Origin of the sequence: Peribacillus sp. YIM B13472 (assembly GCF_042788005.1) — a bacterium.
Taxonomy (GTDB): domain Bacteria; phylum Bacillota; class Bacilli; order Bacillales; family DSM-1321; genus Peribacillus; species Peribacillus simplex_E.
This window is the reverse complement of sequence record NZ_JBHZPG010000009.1, coordinates 148,572-167,566: the sequence shown is the minus strand read 5'-3', so window position 1 is coordinate 167,566 and position 18,995 is coordinate 148,572. Positions and strand designations below refer to the sequence as shown.

Here is an 18,995-nt window from a genome sequence, read left to right as displayed (position 1 = left end):
TATAATTTTACTAGGCACAGAGAAGCCGGGGCGACATTGTAGCTATGTACAATATCAAAAGGGTACGATAAGAGAATATCGTAATTGCTTATCAAATTTCAGAGATCGATAATGAAATTGAAAATCATTATCAATTAGAATTTTCTCTTATTTCTTGTAATTTGTCAAGGCTATTTATTAAAAAAATCAATATATTTACCAATCCTGTATAATAGTTAAAATCTTTTAAAAAATCTGTATAAAAATGTATAATGAGAGGATGAAAAGATGCTATCTACATATGAAGAATCGAAGGGTGTCATAGATGAAAAATTTGTCCTCATTTCTTAAGCCATACTGGCTTTTGATCATTCTTGCTTTATCCTTAATGATTGTCGAGCTCGGGGTAGAGCTGTTACAACCTCTATTTATAGCAAAAATAATTGATGATGGCATTTTGCAGAAAGATTTATCGGTGGTGATTAAATGGGGAAGTGTCATGGTTGGACTTTCCGTTTTTTCATTCCTTGGCGGGATCGTTAATTCCTTTACGGCATCACATGTAAGTCAAAGCTTTGGACATGATGTAAGGAAAAGCCTTTTTGGTAAAATACAGGCGTTTTCTTTTGCGAATTTGAATAATATCCCTACTTCCTCGTTGATAACAAGGATGACGAATGATGTGACCCAACTTCAAAATACGGTTTTTATGGGACTGCGTATCATGGCAAGGGCGCCACTGATCGTAATCGGCGGGGCGATAATGGCTATTACGGTCGATTTGAAACTATCCCTTGTTTTGATCATTTCAATACCGGTTCTTGTCTTTTTCCTTAGATGGGTGATGAAACGAGCGGCCAAGCTGTTTAAGCTCGTACAGAATAAACTCGATAATGTCAATGGCGTCATGAGGGAAAACCTGATAGGCATGCGCTTGATCAAAGCATTTCTTCGTAAGGAGCATGAAATCGGTCGATTTGACGACGCGAATGAAGAGTTGAAAAGAAAGACTGTGACTTCCCTTCGTTTAATTGAAACGACGATGCCTGTGTTGATGCTTGTCATGAATGTGGCGATTCTGATCATTCTCTGGCTTGGAAGTGAATTTATAACAACGGGAGATATACAGGTAGGGGAGGTTGTGGCGATTGTCAACTATGCCACGAGGATTGCGGCATCCCTTTCCGTTTTTTCATGGCTGATCATGGTCATTTCCCGTGCGAAGGCTTCAGCGGAACGTGTGACGGAAATATATGAAACCCCGATAGATATTGATGAAGGCAAGGCGGAAAGCAAGAGTGGGGCCGTCAATGGGGGAGGCATTAAGTTTCTGGATGTATCTTTCCGCTATCCTGGAACCGATACCCCGATATTGAAAAACTTGAGCTTCTCCATCAATCCGGGAGAATCGCTTGCCATCATAGGAGCGACAGGATCAGGGAAAACATCACTGTTTCAGCTGATTCCGAGATTATACGAAGTTGAAAGCGGCTCCATTCGAATTGATGACCAGGATGTAAAAGATATTCCCTTGAATTCGCTTCGGAAAAGGATCGGCTATGTACCGCAAGAGGCCCTGCTTTTTTCAGGAACCATAAAAAATAATGTCGCTTGGGGAAAAGAAGATGCCTCGATGGAGGAAATCGTGACAGCGGCCATGCATGCTCAGGTACATGAGACCGTAATGAAACTTCCGAAACAATATGAAACCCAGTTAGAACAAAAAGGTGTGAATCTGTCCGGAGGGCAAAAACAGCGCTTATCGATTGCAAGAGCATTGGTGCGCAGACCAAAGATTCTCCTTCTTGATGATAGTACTAGTGCGCTGGATTTGAAAACGGAAAGTAAATTGCTTGCCGCTTTAAAGGACTATACATGCACAACGCTCATCATTACACAAAAAATCAGTACAGCCATGGAGGCGGACAAAATATTGTTGCTGGAAAGTGGTCAAGTGCTTGCGCTGGGGAAACATCAGGATTTGATGCAAACAAGCGATCTTTATCGAAAAATCGTTCACTCACAGTTTGGGGAGGAGGGGATTTCTCTTGAGTCGAAGAATATCTCCCGATAAGGCAAGGGCTAAACCGGTCAACTCCTGGAATACGATAAAGAGGATCATTCCCTACTTAGCAACGAATAAAAGCCTGCTATTTTGTGTCCTTTTCATGGTACTGATAAGCTCGGTTTTGGGATTGCTTGGCCCTTTTCTTGTTGGGATGGCCATTGATGATTATATTGTCACAAGAGATAGCGGGGGGCTGATCAGCCTTCTTTACGGACTTCTCGGGGTTTATATATTCTATTCCCTATCCATGTGGCTTCAGAATTATTGGATGATCGGAATCGCGCAGGATACGGTTTATGCAATGCGCAATCAATTGTTCAAAAAACTTCACCAGTTGTCCATTCCCTTTTTTGACCGGCGTCAGCATGGGGAATTGATGAGTAGGGTCACGAATGATATAGAAAATGTCAGTTCCACTTTGAATAGTTCTGTCATCCAGATTTTTTCCAGTGTGCTGACACTGGTCGGGACAATCGGAGTTATGCTGTATTTGAGCCCTTTATTAACTGTTTTAACCTTATTAATCGTTCCTCTTATGTTCTTCGGTCTGAGGTGGATAACGAACAGGACGGGAAAGTTGTTTAAACAACAGCAGAAGAATCTTGGAGAACTGAATGGGTTTATAGAAGAAACGATTTCCGGACAACGGATCGTAAAGGCTTTTTCACAAGAAGATAAAGTGATCCGAGATTTTGTCATCCGGAGTGAAAACTTAAAGAAAGCTGGCTTCCTATCACAATCATACTCTGGCCTGATTCCGAAACTGATGAATTTACTGAACAACTTAAGCTTCACGGTAATAGTCGCTGTCGGCGGGTTTTTGGCGCTGAGTGGCATAGGGACGGTTTCCATTGGGGTCATTGTCATTTTCACCGAGTATTCTAGGCAATTCACCCGGCCACTCAATGACCTGGCTAACCAATTCAATACACTTCTCTCAGCTGTTGCCGGTGCGGAGCGGGTTTTCACCATACTTGATGAAAAAGAAGAGGAAGTGGATGAGAAACAGGCCTCTGAACTTCGTGATGTCCGTGGTGAGGTGGAATTTGAGGGTGTTTCCTTTTCGTATAATGATGAGGAGCAAACGATATATGATGTTGATTTCCGTGCGGAAAAAGGGGAGACCATCGCGCTTGTAGGTCCCACTGGGGCAGGTAAGACTACGATCATTAATCTTCTTGCCCGTTTTTATGAGCCAAACAGCGGCCGGATATTGATTGATGGCCAGGATATCCAACAGGTGACGAGGTCCAGTCTCTGTAAGCATATGGGCTTCGTTTTACAGGATTCTTTTTTGTTTCAAGGTACGATTCGTGAAAATATACGCTACGGTCGACTGGATGCCCAAGATGAAGAAGTGGTGAATGCAGCCAAGCTTGCCAATGCCCATTCCTTTATCATGAAACTGCCAGATCGGTATGATACCATCTTGAATCAGGATGGCAGCGGAATAAGTCAGGGACAGCGCCAGCTATTATCGATTGCAAGGGCTATTTTAGCCGATCCAGTTCTTTTGATTTTGGATGAAGCGACAAGTAGCATAGATACGATTACAGAGCTTAAAATCCAGGAGGCTTTACACCGTTTGATGGAGGGAAGGACAAGTTTTGTCATTGCCCACAGATTGAATACAATTCAGCAAAGTGACCAAATCCTTGTGCTTGATGAAGGAAGGATCATTGAAAAGGGATCCCATGAAGAATTGTTGCGGCAGAGGGGTTTTTATTACGAACTATTTCGCAGTTCATTAAGGGGAAACCAGATTGGATGAAGAAAGAATGTGTGCCGTCAGGGCGCACATTCTTTTTGTGCCGGTCCCATTATAGGGACCTTAAACTTGGGGATTGCAATCCATTCATATAATGATGCACCTTCTAAACATGTAGATTTTTCATCCAATACGGTTTTTTATAGAGCGTGAAATCACCAATTCCATCTTAGTGGGAAAAGAGGGAATTATCGACAAAATAATGGAAAATACTTTACAAATTGACCAATTTGCTATTGCTAAAAAACCGTATGGTAACATATAATTCAGAATATATATAAAATTCTTTAAATTTAATGGGTTAGGGGAGGAATATAGCCTGGCCCCTTATAAATGAGGTTTTTTATAGTTACACACAGTTCAAAAGAGAGGAGATGGAAAAAAATGAAAGCGCTTAAGTCAGTCATTCTTTGGGGGATCATATCTGCGTTGGGTGCGGTGAGTTTTGGTTTCGTCGCGCTAAACCGGGGGGAAAGCATCAATGCCATGTGGATTGTCACTGCAGCACTCTGTGTTTATTCAATTGCATACCGCTTTTATAGTAAATTCATTGCACGGAAAGTGTTTGAGCTAGATGACAATCGCCAGACTCCGTCGGAAGCGAATAATGATGGGAAGGACTACGTACCTACAAATAAATGGGTGTTGTTTGGCCACCATTTTGCAGCGATTGCCGGAGCTGGCCCTCTCGTTGGTCCCATCCTTGCAGCGCAGATGGGATATTTGCCAGGGACACTTTGGCTTGTAGTCGGAGTTGTATTGGCTGGTGCCGTACAGGATTTCATCATTCTCTTCGGTTCGATGCGCCGTAACGGCAAATCATTGGGTGAAATGATCAAGGAGGAAATTGGACCGATTACAGGCTTGATAGCGATGATCGGTATCCTGGGTATCATGATCATTCTATTAGCGGTACTTGCCCTGGTTGTCGTAAAGGCGCTAGTCGGAAGTCCGTGGGGGATGTTCACGATTGCCTCGACCATACCGATCGCTGTGCTTATGGGCATTTACATGCGCTATATAAGGCCGGGACGGGTTGGCGAAGGATCGATTATCGGAATCATACTATTGATGCTCGCGTTATACTTCGGTCGCTTTGTATCCGAGAGCGCAACATTGGCGCCAATGTTCACTTTCAGTGGGGAAACGATTGCCATCATGTTGATTGTCTACGGATTCGTTGCCTCCGTTTTGCCTGTTTGGATGTTATTGGCACCGCGTGATTACTTAAGCACATTCTTGAAAATCGGTACGATCATCGGACTTGCACTTGGTATCTTTATTGTCATGCCGAGCCTTGAAATGCCTGCCGTCACTCAATTCATCGATGGAACAGGACCCGTATTTTCCGGAAACTTATTCCCGTTCCTGTTCATTACGATCGCTTGTGGGGCGGTATCAGGTTTCCATGCACTCGTTTCTTCAGGTACAACTCCTAAAATGATCGAACGCGAATCCCATTCACGTCCAATCGGATACGGGGCGATGTTGACTGAGTCCTTTGTAGCCATCATGGCGATGATAGCGGCATGTGTACTGACTCCTGGTATCTATTTTGCCATTAATAGCCCGGGTGCCGTTGTGGGAACAGAGCCAGCTCAAGTGGCCGCTACGATATCCGATTGGGGTTTCATTTTGACACCTGAGATGATTACCGGCCTTGCGGACGATGTTGGGGAAGAGACCATTATATCCCGTACTGGAGGAGCTCCAACCTTTGCTATCGGCATGGCCCATATCTTCTCGCAAGTGATTGGCGGAGCGTCCCTGATGGCGTTCTGGTATCATTTCGCGATCCTGTTCGAGGCATTGTTCATATTGACCACCATTGATGCTGGAACCAGGGTAGGGCGTTTTATGATACAGGATATCATCGGGAGCTTTTACAAACCTTTTGCCGAAACGAATAAATGGCTGCCCAATATTATTGCGACTGCCATTTGTGTAATCGGTTGGGGGTACTTCCTTTATCAAGGGGTCATTGATCCCCTTGGCGGAATCAACACCCTTTGGCCATTGTTTGGAATTGCGAATCAAATGCTTTCCGCCATTGCGTTGCTGCTTGGGACGACGGTCCTTTTCAAAATGGGCAAAAAAGCGTACACATGGGTCACTCTTGTACCTACTACATTCTTATTGATAGTGACCATGACGGCTGGGTGGCAAAAGCTGTTCCACGAAAACCCGGCTATTGGCTTTTTAGCGCATAAGGATAAGTTTAAAGCTGCCTATGATAATGGGGAAATTCTTGCTCCGGCAGCTAACCTAGCCGAGATGAAACGGGTTATCGTCAATGATTATGTGGATGCTGCCCTATGTGCCATCTTCATGATCGTTGTGATCACGGTCCTGATTTCTGCAATTAGGTTATGGATAAAAGTCTTGAAGAACCAGAAAATAGATTTACATGAAACGCCTTATGTATCAAGGTCGTCATAAGGGAGGGAAGGCAATGTTGAAAAGATTGATTAAAATTCTCAGCTACAGAAAGCAATTCGTCAGTTTGCTAGTCGGCGTGCCAAGTTATGATACTTATGTGGCACATATGAAAATGCATCATCCTGAAGATCCTGTAAAAACCAGGAAAGAATTTTTCTGCGAAGCCCAGGATGAGCGGTATAACGCAAAGGGTGGGAAAGTGTCTCGTTGCTGTTAATGATATTTTTTAAAAGGGTCCTCAATAGGAGGGCCTTTTTTTAATGGGGATTTTTTAGGATGGGACATAAGTAGAGGGGAGAATGTAATGGGAATGGAGTCGTGAAAGTGGTGAAAAGTATCTGTAAAACGAAAAAATCCATATTCTCTGATTCTTTATTCATGTTATGTTATAAAACCTTACATTATTTTATAAGAAAACAAAAATTAAGTTGAATTATTAGAAAATTAAGTATATGATAAAAAATATAACATAAGAGTGTTAATAAACATAACATATACAAAAACAAGGGGGAAAAAACAGTATGCAAATGGCGGATTCGGTATTCATGTTTTTGGCGACGATGATGGTTTGGCTAATGACACCAGGGATTGCCCTATTTTATGGAGGGATGGTAAAAAGTAAAAATGTCCTGAATACGGCAATGCATAGTTATATGCCACTGGCTGTCATTTCGATTCTTTGGGTGCTGATTGGATATTCATTATCATTTTCACCTGGTAATACATTTCTGGGCGGTCTGGACTGGGTTGGTTTAAAGGATGTAGGCTTTGCACCTGGACCATACAGCGAAACAATTCCTCATAGTTTGTTCATGTTATTTCAAATGACTTTTGCCGTGTTAACAGTCTCGATCATTGCTGGCGGCATTGCCGAGCGGATGAAGTTTTCAGCATTCCTGATTTTTACGATCCTTTGGTCTTTATTCGTATACGCTCCCGTTGCACACTGGGTATGGGGAGGCGGCTGGTTAGCTGAATTGGGTGCACTTGACTTTGCTGGTGGCAATGTCGTTCATATTTCTTCAGGGGTTGCAGGTCTGGTTTTAGCTATCATGTTAGGTAAAAGGAAAGAGTCGGGTGACAGTGCACCACATAATCTTCCTTTAACATTCCTCGGAGGTTCATTAATTTGGTTCGGGTGGTACGGCTTCAACGTCGGAAGCGCACTGACAATCGATGAAGTGGCGATGAATGTATTCGTTAATACAGCTGTGGCAGCAGCCGCTGGTATTATAGGCTGGCTGATCGTTGAGTATATGGCTAATAAAAAGGCAACATTGCTGGGTGCGGTATCCGGAGCTATTTCTGGCTTGGTAGCCATTACACCTGCTTGTGGATTCGTCACCCCTGCCTCTTCCATCATCATCGGTGTCGTCGGCGGTGCCGTATGTTTCTGGGGTGTATTCTTCCTGAAGAATAAACTGGGTTACGACGATGCACTTGATGCTTTCGGATTACATGGGATCGGCGGGACATGGGGTGGCATCGCAACAGGTTTGTTCGCGACCACTTCCGTAAACGAAAGCGGTGCAAATGGTTTATTCTATGGTGATTTCAACTTATTGTGGAAACAGCTTGTAGCGATCGTCGCGACATATATTTTCGTTGCCGTGGTCACTTATATCGTTGCGAAAGTCATTAACCTTTTCGTGCCGTTACGTGTCAGTGAAGAAAATGAGTCAATGGGGCTTGATCTTACACTTCATGGAGAAAAAGCGTATAACGAATCAATTTAAAGGGGGGGCTCATATGTCCGAGGTTTTAACGAAAATAGAAATCATTACACGTCCAATCAAGTTTGAACAATTCAAAGCGGAACTTGCAAAAAATAGGGGTAAGCGGAATGACAGTTTCGGAAGTAAAAGGAACGGGTCTTCAGAAAAGTTATGTGGAAACATATAGAGGCAGAAATCGTGAAATGTCATTGCATGACCGAATGAAAATTGAAATCGTCGTGTGTGAGGTGCCAGTTCAAGATGTTGTGGATGTAGCAAGGAAATTCTTGAGTACCGGTAAGCCAGGTGACGGTAAAATCTTCATTTATGAATTGGCGAATGTTGTGAATATCCGGACCGGAAAAGAAGGTCATGATGCGTTAAAGAATGATATCTGATGCTGTGATAATTCGGCAGAATGTGCCGGATACAGTAGATTAAGGAAAGGGAGCTGGAAATGGGGAGACTGGTCCGAATTGTTAATGCGAAAAAACAGAAGATCGTTAATACGCTCATTTCAGAGGATGTATATCAACCTGATGACCGACCCTTTTTATTGGAATTGCCACTAAAAAACTTAGAAGAGATATTATCCCTTCGAATAAAATCCTCGTTTCAAAATCCCCGTTTAAAAAAATAACTTTTCAGCCGTTATCCAATATAGGGAGAGCGGCTTCTTTATGCGTTGGATGCCCAACCTCGGCTGTGGAGTTTAAATGTTAGTTATAAAGAAACTTTTTTCTAGAATCCCCCATGGAAATCGGGGAGTTTTCCAACTATAATGAAGTAAGGATATAAATTTAAATACGATTTTTTTGCTTTTTTTGACGATTTTCTCTTAGTTACTTCCATTTTTCTTTATTTTACGAAAACTAAATTCAAAAAAAGTGTAAGTTTTCCAGAAAACGATAATTATTTCATGAATGCCCTGTTTAATAATAGGGAAATTATTAATATGTTCTTTTAAGAGGTGAAAGGAAATGGATCAATTTACGGTCGAATCCGTTTTGAATATCCTCAGGGAGTTTGTACCGATGGATGCTTCAATTTCTGTGGCTGATTCTGAAAAATACATTTATTATCAACCGAGCAAACAAGTTGACTTAAGAATAAAACCGGGTGATTTATTCAGTGAAAAAACGGCGACATATAAAGCGCTGAGTGTTCGTAAAAAAATAGGGGTGCAGGTTGAAAGTAATGTATTTGGCGTACCTTACTATGGGCTGAGTGTTCCTATCATGGACGAGGGCAATCCTTTAGGGGCGGTAACGGCCATCTTGCCGTCAAAGCCATTAATTTTACCGACATCATTCTTGACCATTAAAACAGATGACCGCTGGATACCGCTTCCATATGATGAAATTATGTATTTGGAAGCTCAAAATAGGAAAACTAAGATTCAGTCCGAACGTGTGAGTGGATTTCATAAAATGAACTTAAGTGAATTGGAATTCATTTTACCTAGTGATTTATTCATTCGGGTACATCGTTCTTACATCGTCAATATCAATTATATACAAGAAATCCTTCCCGATTTTCATTCTACATTTTTACTGATAATGAAAGACAATTCCAAAATCCAGGTCAGTCAAACATATGCAAGTCAATTTAGAAGGGCTTTGGGGTTTTAGTGATTCTCCTTTGTGTGAAAAAAATGCTGGTTTATGCTCCATTTAAGGCTTTTCATTCGAAATCGAATGTGATGATTACACAGGATTGGTAAAATTAAGTGTAAGAAAAGCGAAAAATGGGGGTCTTTTGTATGAACGAAAGCGTTTTCAAAAAAATTCGCAACGAACAATTTAAGGGGAAAGTAGTTACAGCGGAAGAAGCAGCTTCATGGATTAAAGATGGGATGAAACTCGGTATGAGTGGATTTACCCGTGCTGGAGATGCTAAAGTTATTCCGATGGCTCTAGTTGAAAGAGCTAAAACTGAAAAATTCAAAGTTGACGTATATACAGGTGCCTCATTAGGACCGGAAGTCGACCAACATATGGCGGAAGCAGGTATCATAAACAAACGTTTGCCGTTCCAAGCGGATAAAGGCATTCGCAATAAAATCAATGCTGATGAAGTCACTTATGTGGATCAGCATTTATCTCATACAGCTGAACAAGTTCGTCAAGGCATTGTCGGACCTATTGATTTTGCAATTATCGAAGCATTGGCGATTACGGAAGATGGATTAATCATCCCGACAACTTCTGTAGGAAACTCAGCCATATTCGTTCAAGAAGCTAAACATGTAATCATTGAATTGAACGTGTCCCATCCAGAAGGATTGGAAGGGATGCATGATATATATACACCAGCTAAACAAGGGGAGCGCGAACCGATTCCTATGACTAAAGCAAGTGATCGCCTTGGATCGATCGGTATTGCTGTTGATCCTGAAAAAGTAATGGGGATCGTCGTTTCCACAGATCTTGATGCACCTTCTACAATCGTGCCGCCGGATGAAGAAACTGCAACAATCGCCAACCACCTCATTAACTTCCTTCGTGAAGAAATCAAGGCTGGCCGTTTAACTGAAAGCCTTGCTCCGCTTCAGTCGGGTGTAGGTTCAGTTGCAAATGCAGTATTCGCTGGCTTCCTTGATTCTGAATTTAAAGATTTGGAAGTTTATTCAGAAGTGCTGCAAGATGCGGTATTTGATTTAATCGATGCTGGAAAAGTTAAATTCGCTTCAGGTTGTTCAATTACATTAGCTGAAGAAAAAGGTAAACAAGTTTACGGAGAGCTTGAAAAATACCGTGATAAACTAGTTCTTCGTCCACAAGAAATATCTAACCATCCTGAAATCATCCGTCGCCTTGGCTTGATTTCAATCAATACAGCGTTAGAGTGTGATATCTATGGTAACGTGAACTCGACACATGTTTCTGGGACAAGAATGATGAATGGAATCGGTGGATCAGGAGATTTTGCCCGTAACTCACGCCTAGGCATTTTCGTAACGAAATCATATGCAAAAGGCGGCAAAATTTCTAGTATCGTTCCTTTCGTTTCACATGTGGATCATACTGAACATGATGTGGATGTATTAGTGACAGAGCAAGGGATCGCTGATTTACGTGGTTTGGCACCAAAAGAGCGCGTAGAGTTAATCATAGAAAACTGCGCGCATCCTGACTACCGTCCACAGCTTCGTGCATACTTCTCTGAAGCTGTTGCGCAAACTGGCGGGCATCAAACTCCACACATTCTTGAAAAAGCATTTTCATGGCATACAAACCTGGCTAAAAACGGTACGATGCTTGAGGCAGTACTTCAAGATCAAAAATAAGACTAAAAACCCCGCCAATACGGCGGGATTTTTTTTATTTGGGTCCGTGTCCCTTTATTGGTGAAAACAAACCCATGAATCTTCCAACACCACTTGAAATAGAGTATTTTTCTTTATAAACCAACATATAACAGAGTTTAAGTATAAAATGAAGCTTAACCATCAAAAAGATAGGGAACTGTATCATTAGGGTTTTTTCTTGAATTTTTGTATATAATTATACATTCAAGTTATGGAAGTATGGTAAACTGCTAACAATGAAGGATTATCATACATAGATTTTTTCGTTTCCTTAGAAATAAGGAGTCATATAGAATGCTTATAGTGGAGGAGATTATTTGTTCAAGCAAAAACTGCATTTTTGGACGTTAGAGTTATTACTATTGTCTTTACTTTTTTATGTTGGTACAAAAATTTCTTTTCTTTTTGAACCAATCGTGATTTTTACCTCGACATTGTTCTTTCCCATCTTGATTTCAGGTTTTCTCTACTTTTTGTTCAACCCTACCGTTGATTTCCTCGTTAAAAGGAGAATGCCAAGGGGATTGGCGATTTTATTGCTTTATGTATTTTTCCTAGGATTGGTTAGTTTGCTGGTCGGTCTGGTTGGCCCGTCACTTTCCAAACAGGTTACGGATTTACTCAATAACCTTCCGGATTATTTCAATCAAACAAGGAAGTTCATTGAAGATTCAGCGGAGTCAAAATGGTTTTTATGGACGGTGGAACAAGATTATGTCCCTCTGCAAGAAGTAGGGGATTCACTGCAAAAATATTTGACGAACTTACCTAGTAATATAACGAACAGTTTAACTTCCGTTTTCAGCGTGGTGACGAATATCACTTTAGTTGTCGTAACGGTACCTTTCATCCTGTTTTATATGTTGAAGGATGGGGATAAGCTTCCGGCCGCCATTATGAAATTCGTACCGGTTCGCTATAGAAAACCAGCTTTAACAGTACTTCAGGAAACTGGCGGGACGCTTACTACATACATACAAGGGCAGATGCTTGTTTGCATGTTTGTCGGGATCGGAACGTTCATCGGATATCTAATCATTGGGTTGCCTTATGCGTTCTTATTCGCGCTGATTGGCGCTGTAACCAATATCATTCCATATGTAGGTCCGTTTATCGGAGCCGCTCCTGCCGTCATTGTGGCGTTGATCCATTCACCGACAGAGGCATTATTGGTCATTCTGGTTGTAACGGTCATTCAGCAATTGGATGGTAATTTCATTTCACCGTTAGTCATCGGGAAGAAATTGAACACACATCCGCTTACCATCATCATCCTATTGCTTGTCGCCGGAAACATTGCCGGTATCATCGGCATGATTTTGGCGGTTCCGACTTACTCTGTTGTTAAAACGATCGTATTGAATATCGTAAAATTCATCAGGATCCGAAAAGAGGAAAAGCTTGAAGAAGATATATTGGAATGAAAAATCGGGTCAGACTCAATTGAGTCGGGCCCGTTTTCTTATTGGGGTAAATAGGTCACAAACCTAAGGAAATATATTTTACTTCCAGGAATTCTTCGATGCCCTGGTGTCCGCCTTCACGGCCGAGTCCGCTTTGCTTGAATCCGCCAAATGGAGCTTGCGGAACGGAAGGAAGTCCATCGTTCAAGCCAACAATACCGAATTCAAGTGCCTCGGTGAATTTGATGCCCTTTGTGATGTTTTCAGTGAAGACGTAAGCTGCCAAACCGAAGATGGAGTCATTTGCCCTCTTGATTGCCTCTTCATCAGTCTTAAAGGAGGCAATGGGAGCTAGTGGACCAAATGTTTCTTCCTTCATGCAGAGCATGCTGTCATCAATGTTGGACAATACAGTCGGTTCAAGAAAAAGGCCGCTTATTGATTTACCGCCAGCTTCGAGCTTAGCGCCGCTGCTGATTGCTTCATCAATTTGTTTTTGAACCTTATCCACTGCATTTTGATCGATAAGCGGACCGATATCGACGCCATCTTCCAGTCCATTTCCTACCTTTAGTTCTTTGACCTTGGCAACGAGCTTTTTGATGAAGGCTTCTTGAATGGCTTCGTGGACATAAATGCGATTTGAACAGACGCATGTTTGTCCTGCGTTACGGAATTTTGAACTGATGATGCCATCTACCGCTTTATTAAGGTTGGCATCCTCAAGAACGATTGCTGGTGCGTGACCCCCGAGCTCAAGCGAGATTTTCTTTACCGTGTCAGCTGAGCCCCTCATAAGGGTTTTACCGACTTCTGTAGAACCGGTGAACGTCAATTTACGAACCCTTGTATCTTGAAGCCAAGTTTCGCCGATTTCTGATGATTTTCCTGTCACGACATTGATGACTCCTTTTGGAATGCCAGCTTCTTCAGCTAATTCAGCCATTTTTAGAGCTGTTATGGGAGTCAGGTTTGCCGGTTTAATGACGACTGTGCAGCCGACGGCAAGCGCTGGTGCCACTTTTCTTGTAATCATGGCTGCAGGAAAGTTCCAAGGCGTAATGACAGCTACAACTCCGACAGGCTGTTTAGTCACGAAAAGCCGCTTATTGGACACGGAAGCAGGAATCGTTTCGCCGTACACCCGTTTTCCTTCTTCGGCAAACCAAGATAAAAAGCCGTTTGCATAAGTCATTTCACCAAGAGCCTCTTTAAGGGGCTTGCCTTGCTCTTCAGTCATGATTTTGGCTAGTTCTTCTTTATTCTCATCAATCAATCGATGCCATTTCCAAATTAGTTCAGCACGTTCGTAGACTGAGAGTGCGGCCCAGCCTGTAAAGGCTTCATATGCGGCGTCTGCTGCCTTCGCCGCTTCAGTTGCACCGCCTTTAGGAACGGTGGCAACTATTTCATTCGTTGCCGGGTTTCTCACTTCAATCTTATCCAATCCAAAATCCGACCACTCACCGTTAATAAATAATCCGTAATCCTTCATGATAAAACCTCCTAATTTGGTTAAATCCATCAAACTACTAAAACTTTTAACTATATACTTTTACCTGTTACATAAAAGTATAAACACTTTTCAATGATTCTGAAATTTATTTGATTGGCTATTTATAGAAGATCTGCTTTTCATTGCTAGAAAGGGAGTAAGACATAAAAAAAGAGGTGCAAGTTGCACACCTCTTTTTTTATGTCTTGCTTATTTTTCCGATGAGACGGCCACTTCACCCATATCGCCTGAGATGGCTTGATTTGGATTGAATTCACCTTCTGATTTAGAAATGACCACTGTAGCAACACTGTTACCGATTAGATTAGTGATGGCACGTGCTTCAGACATGAAGCGGTCGACCCCCAGCAGTAATGCCATTCCTTCAACTGGAATCATCGGGAAGGCAGCTAATGTTGCAGCAAGTGTAATGAAACCGGATCCCGTTACACCGGCAGCACCTTTGGATGTTAACATCAAGATTCCTAGAAGGGTCAATTCCTGCCAAATGCTTAAATCGACACCATAGGCTTGGGCGATGAAAATCGCAGCCATGGATAAGTAGATGGATGTGCCATCAAGGTTGAAAGAATAACCAGTTGGGACAACCAACCCGACTACAGATTTTGAACAACCGTATTTTTCGAGTTTTTTCATCACGCTTGGCAGGGCGGATTCCGACGAAGATGTTCCTAAAACTAAGAGGATCTCTTCTTTTAAATAGGCTATGAACTTGAAAATATTAAAGCCGTAGATTTTTGCGATCGAGCCAAGGATAAGAATGATGAATAGTGCCATTGTGATATAAACGCTACCCATTAATTGTCCTAACGAGCTTAAAGAACCAAGGCCAAACTTACCGATTGTATAAGCCATTGCTCCAAATGCCGCCAATGGAGATACTTTCATGATCATACCGACGATGCCGAAGAAAATATCGGCAATATGCTGAAAGAAAGAAACGACTGGCTGCACTCTCGGTCCCATTGCCGCCATTGATAATCCGAATAATACGGCAAAGAATAGAATAGGGAGTAAGTCTCCGCCAGCCAGTGCGGCAACGGCATTATCAGGAATGATATTAGAAATGAAGGCAACGGCGCCATGTTCCGTTTCGGAAGCGGCTGTTGTATATTGTGATACATCTCCGCCCTCGACTGAATCGATGTTAAAACCTTTACCTGGTCCCAGCAGATTGACCACGATGATTCCGATGGCAAGTGCGAAAGTGGTAACGATTTCAAAATAGAGCAAGGCCTTTCCGCCGATGCGGCCAACCTTTTTCATATCACCCATACCGCCAATTCCGATTACTACGGTTAAGAAGATGATTGGTGCAATGACCATTTTAATCATTTTAATAAATAAATCTGCCAATATCTTCAGCTGTTCACCAAAAGCAGGAAAGAAGAAACCGACTGTTATACCCAAAATGATACCGATGATGACCTGAACTGTTAGATTTTTTAATATTTTCAAGGGGCATTCTCCTTTGTTATATGATAGCGCTTTCTCAACTTGATAATAGTGTAACAGAAGAAAGAGTCAGAATATTCTTTTGGTGATATTGTTTTCTTTTTGTTCTTTTTGGTCTTGGGAATTTCTAATAACTGAAGGGTGGAAGAGGAATTAAAGTGTCTATTGGGGTCCATAGATTAATAAACTGCAATAAAAAAATACCGGCGCTCCGCCGGTATTGGGGAAAATTAATTTTCAAATGGTTTTATGAGTGCATATAGGGTTCCAATCACAGGAAGTCTCAAACCAACCTTGTCGGCAAGGCGCAGTGCACCGCCCTGTAAATGCTCCACTTCGAGGGTTAGTCCCTTCCTGCGGTCCTGGTGCATGGAAGAGGTGGATTCATCAGGTAAACCTGCCATGTTTTCCAATGCCTGAGCAATATTCTCCACAGTAATTCCGACGTCATAAGCATTTGCAAGCTCCTTCATTTCAACAAGGACCTTTTCTAGCAATCCATTGGTTTCCGGGAATCTCCGTATCGTGCCGATAGGGAGGTTGGAGGCAGTTGTCACACCGGAGAAAGCGGTGATGAACATGTATTTGATCCACATCCTGATCAATATGTTTTCCGTTCTGCCAGCCTTCATGATAGCTGATCCGGCCGCCTGTTCGAATTCATCACAGATCTTTTTTTGTGAGGGATGAAGCGGGCCATAGATTAAATCGTGATTATCATTGGAGTGAATGACATGACCTTTTTCATCAAGGGTGGCAATGATGAAGGCACTTCCTCCCAAGACGGCTTCATCGCCCAGTTCGTCCTGTAAAATGGATACATGTTCCAATCCATTCAAAAGCGGAAGGACCTTTGCGCCCTTTTCAACAAGGACCTTTAAATCTGTAAGGGTGCCTTGCAGATGCTGCCCCTTTACCGCGAGAATCACGAGGTCGACCTTTTCTATATCACTTACATTCTCTGTGATATGAAGATCGTTAAATTGGTAGTTTCCATGTGGGCTGGTTATGCTGATGCCGTTTTCTTTCAATTGTTTAGCACGGTTTTTTCGGACAAGGTATTGAACATGCTGCCCGGCCTGCTGCAACCTGCCTCCAAAGTAAGAGCCGAGTGCCCCGGCCCCTATAATGACAATATTCAAAGTGCACACCTCTCTTTTGATTAAGATGTACTAATCATAACATTGACTGAATTTTCGGTAAATATTTAAGGTAAACTGGTTGTTTAGATGTTTGTAAGAATGGGAAAAACAAAAGACCAGCCTGAAAGGTTTCAGGCTGGTGCTTATCATTATTTATAGATTTTTACTTTAACGGTCTTTCTGCCCCAATTGATAGCTTTTGAGTGAGAAGAGTAGAAGACGTCAATTTTATTCCCTTTGATTGCGCCGCCTTTATCTGCCGCAATGGCATCCCCGTATCCTTCTACATGAACTTTTGTTCCTAGTGGAATGACCTTAGGGTCGACTGAGATGGCTTTTACGCTAGGGTTTTTCTTTAAGTTAAGACCCGATGCTGTAATACCGCTGCAACCTTTGCAGTTCGCTGTGTAAGCTGTTGCCTTCACCGTGATCGTTTTATATTTTTTTGATGATGATGATGATGTTGTTGTTTTAGCTTTAGGTTTAGCGGAGGTCGATGTTTTCTTGACCTTTAAAACTTGTTTTGGATGGATGTTATCTTTTTTCAGGTTGTTCCAACTTTTGAGTTGATTGACTGTTATATTATGTTTATTGGCGATACCCCATAGTGTGTCGCCGCTTTTAACTTTGTATGTAGTAGTAGCAGCCGATGAAACTCCGGAAAAACTAAATACCAAAAAGAAAGCAGTGAATAGTGGAAGTAGTATTTTTTTCAAAATGAATAGTCTCCTTTGTTTTAAATCGTAGACTTAGAATAACAGGTCTTTATGACAATGATGTTTCGGTGGAATAGTAATTGTGTTACAAAAACGTTTCCTTTGATAAATAAATGTAATATAAACTAGGACAAAAGGACTTATCTATTAAATGTAAATATATTATTTATTATGTCAGTATAAGCGTATTTTTGGTAAATAGTGTTGGTGTTATGGCGTATCCTGTTTAATTAGGTAAAATGTGGATATGCGTTCCCTGGTTTTAAAGTCCTGTATATTTTGTAAAAAAACAATGCAATATTGAACAATTGAGTGCTTTTTATTTTAGTAGGAAAGGATATTCGGAGCATGAAAAAAGCCGGCATCTATGTGATGCCGGCTTTTTTCATGATTTGGGTTAATTTAAAACGAATTCAGAAGCGAAATCGACTAGCATTTTTTGATAGACTGCTACTGATTCAAGATTGACGCATTCCCTATCTCCATGCCAGTTCTCACCTTTTGGACCGAATTCAATGGCTGGGATATCATATGCCGCAAAAAACACGGTATCTGCGGAGCCGTGCTGTCCAAAAATGACAGCTTCCTGCTTGGTGTTCCTTTCGATAATCGGGCGGAGCAGAGTGATGAATGGGTCTGACTCTTCGGTTTTTACAGGTTTACTGTACATATTAAGATGGATATTATTTCCTGTCACGCTTTCGATCTGAGCAATGATATCTTCCATTGTTTGCGTAGGAAGGTAGCGTATATCAAGGCTTAGCAAACAGGCATCCGGTACCTTATTATAAACATCCCCGCCTTTAATTTTTGCTAGGTTAAGTGATGGGGAAGAATAAAGGGGAGTATGATCCCGGGTGAAAGGAAGTTCCTTTATTTTTTGATAGAGATCATAGGCTTTTTCAATTGCATTCACGCCTTCCCATGGACGGCTTCCGTGTGCCGATTTGCCGGATACTTCAATATCGAGGCGAAGGGCACCCTTTGCCTGGAGCCCGATTCCCAATTGCGTCGGTTCAGCACAGATTACAAAGTCCCCTCTATAACCATGTTTCGCTAAATATCCGGAACAGTTCAACCCGCCAATCTCTTCATCCGATACGATCTGAAGCTGGATTTTTAAACCTAAATCCTTATCTTTCAGTTCGGTGAATGCACACATCATCCCTGCAACTCCAGCCTTCATATCGGCTGTCCCGCGTCCATATAAGTTTCCTTCATGAACCTCAGGGAAAAATTGATCCGGCGTTCCGCTGACAACATCGACATGCCCATTCCAAATTACGGTTTTATCTCCGCTGCCTATCTCGCTAACAAGCATTTTATAACCGTTATTTACGATCACATTCACGGTAAGTCCTTGTTCTTTAAGCCAGTCCGAACAGTAATCAACTGCTTGGTTAGCTCCTTCTTTCGATGAACTGTCGATAGATACTAAATCTTTAAGTAACTCGATAAGCAAAAAGAAAACCTCCTAAAAATAT

Annotated in this window: 13 protein-coding genes and 1 pseudogene; 9 read left to right on the top strand and 5 right to left on the bottom strand. The window is 41.9% G+C overall.

The annotated features are described in order from the left end of the window. Positions 1–304: 304 nt before the first annotated feature. The 9 genes and pseudogenes from ACFX4I_RS10055 to ACFX4I_RS10015 all read left to right on the top strand — a co-directional run bounded on the left by ACFX4I_RS10055 (position 305) and on the right by ACFX4I_RS10015 (position 12,703). Positions 305–2,053, top strand: a complete 1,749-nt coding sequence (locus ACFX4I_RS10055) for an ABC transporter ATP-binding protein (RefSeq protein ID WP_377420343.1) — start codon at positions 305–307, stop codon at positions 2,051–2,053. Next, a complete protein-coding gene (locus ACFX4I_RS10050; protein WP_377420341.1) occupies positions 2,028–3,818 on the top strand; it encodes an ABC transporter ATP-binding protein in 1,791 nt (596 codons plus the stop codon). The genes ACFX4I_RS10055 and ACFX4I_RS10050 overlap by 26 nt, the downstream gene beginning before the upstream one ends. Before the next feature lie 381 nt (positions 3,819–4,199). After that, positions 4,200–6,254: a carbon starvation CstA family protein gene (locus tag ACFX4I_RS10045; RefSeq protein WP_309519398.1), complete on the top strand. Its 2,055-nt coding sequence runs from the start codon at positions 4,200–4,202 to the stop codon at positions 6,252–6,254. A gap of 13 nt (positions 6,255–6,267) precedes the next feature. After that, positions 6,268–6,471: a YbdD/YjiX family protein gene (locus ACFX4I_RS10040; protein ID WP_076370801.1), complete on the top strand. Its 204-nt coding sequence runs from the start codon at positions 6,268–6,270 to the stop codon at positions 6,469–6,471. A 304-nt stretch (positions 6,472–6,775) separates the two neighbouring features. Further along, positions 6,776–7,990, top strand: coding sequence for an ammonium transporter (locus ACFX4I_RS10035; protein ID WP_377420339.1), 1,215 nt, complete (start codon positions 6,776–6,778; stop codon positions 7,988–7,990). A 13-nt stretch (positions 7,991–8,003) separates the two neighbouring features. Next, positions 8,004–8,367: pseudogene (locus tag ACFX4I_RS10030) on the top strand (P-II family nitrogen regulator). 582 nt (positions 8,368–8,949) lie between these two features. Then, positions 8,950–9,600: a LytTR family DNA-binding domain-containing protein gene (locus ACFX4I_RS10025; protein WP_230302145.1), complete on the top strand. Its 651-nt coding sequence runs from the start codon at positions 8,950–8,952 to the stop codon at positions 9,598–9,600. 131 nt (positions 9,601–9,731) lie between these two features. Next, on the top strand, positions 9,732–11,258 hold the full coding sequence (gene scpC, locus ACFX4I_RS10020) for a succinyl-CoA:acetate CoA-transferase ScpC (RefSeq protein ID WP_076370823.1): 1,527 nt from the start codon (positions 9,732–9,734) through the stop codon (positions 11,256–11,258). 338 nt (positions 11,259–11,596) lie between these two features. Then, positions 11,597–12,703 carry an AI-2E family transporter gene (locus tag ACFX4I_RS10015; RefSeq protein ID WP_377420337.1) on the top strand — a complete coding sequence of 369 codons (1,107 nt, stop codon included), beginning with the start codon at positions 11,597–11,599 and terminating at the stop codon, positions 12,701–12,703. A gap of 55 nt (positions 12,704–12,758) precedes the next feature. On the opposite strand, the gene ACFX4I_RS10010 is transcribed toward ACFX4I_RS10015, so the two are convergent. From ACFX4I_RS10010 to ACFX4I_RS09990, 5 genes are all read right to left on the bottom strand, one after another. Then, positions 12,759–14,177: an NAD-dependent succinate-semialdehyde dehydrogenase gene (locus ACFX4I_RS10010; RefSeq protein ID WP_377420335.1), complete on the bottom strand. Its 1,419-nt coding sequence runs from the start codon at positions 14,175–14,177 to the stop codon at positions 12,759–12,761. Positions 14,178–14,387: 210 nt separating this feature from the next. Next, entirely contained in the window at positions 14,388–15,656 is a 1,269-nt protein-coding gene (locus ACFX4I_RS10005; RefSeq protein WP_144527881.1) for a dicarboxylate/amino acid:cation symporter, read from the bottom strand. 227 nt (positions 15,657–15,883) lie between these two features. Continuing rightward, entirely contained in the window at positions 15,884–16,795 is a 912-nt protein-coding gene (locus tag ACFX4I_RS10000; protein ID WP_230302141.1) for a ketopantoate reductase family protein, read from the bottom strand. Between the two features lie 149 nt (positions 16,796–16,944). Further along, on the bottom strand, positions 16,945–17,511 hold the full coding sequence (locus ACFX4I_RS09995) for a 3D domain-containing protein (protein ID WP_377420333.1): 567 nt from the start codon (positions 17,509–17,511) through the stop codon (positions 16,945–16,947). Between the two features lie 397 nt (positions 17,512–17,908). After that, positions 17,909–18,973, bottom strand: a complete 1,065-nt coding sequence (locus ACFX4I_RS09990) for a M20 family metallopeptidase (protein WP_309519403.1) — start codon at positions 18,971–18,973, stop codon at positions 17,909–17,911. Between the last annotated feature and the right edge of the window lie 22 nt (positions 18,974–18,995).

Excerpts from the sequence above, each read along its gene's own strand:
- ACFX4I_RS10035 (WP_377420339.1), top strand. The coding sequence starts at position 6,776 with ATGCAAATGGCGGATTCGGTATTCATGTTTTTGGCGACGATGATGGTT.
- ACFX4I_RS10055 (WP_377420343.1), top strand. The coding sequence starts at position 305 with ATGAAAAATTTGTCCTCATTTCTTAAGCCATACTGGCTTTTGATCATT.
- ACFX4I_RS10025 (WP_230302145.1), top strand. The coding sequence starts at position 8,950 with ATGGATCAATTTACGGTCGAATCCGTTTTGAATATCCTCAGGGAGTTT.
- ACFX4I_RS10010 (WP_377420335.1), bottom strand. The coding sequence starts at position 14,177 with ATGAAGGATTACGGATTATTTATTAACGGTGAGTGGTCGGATTTTGGA.
- ACFX4I_RS10040 (WP_076370801.1), top strand. The coding sequence starts at position 6,268 with ATGTTGAAAAGATTGATTAAAATTCTCAGCTACAGAAAGCAATTCGTC.
- scpC (WP_076370823.1), top strand. The coding sequence starts at position 9,732 with ATGAACGAAAGCGTTTTCAAAAAAATTCGCAACGAACAATTTAAGGGG.
- ACFX4I_RS10045 (WP_309519398.1), top strand. The coding sequence starts at position 4,200 with ATGAAAGCGCTTAAGTCAGTCATTCTTTGGGGGATCATATCTGCGTTG.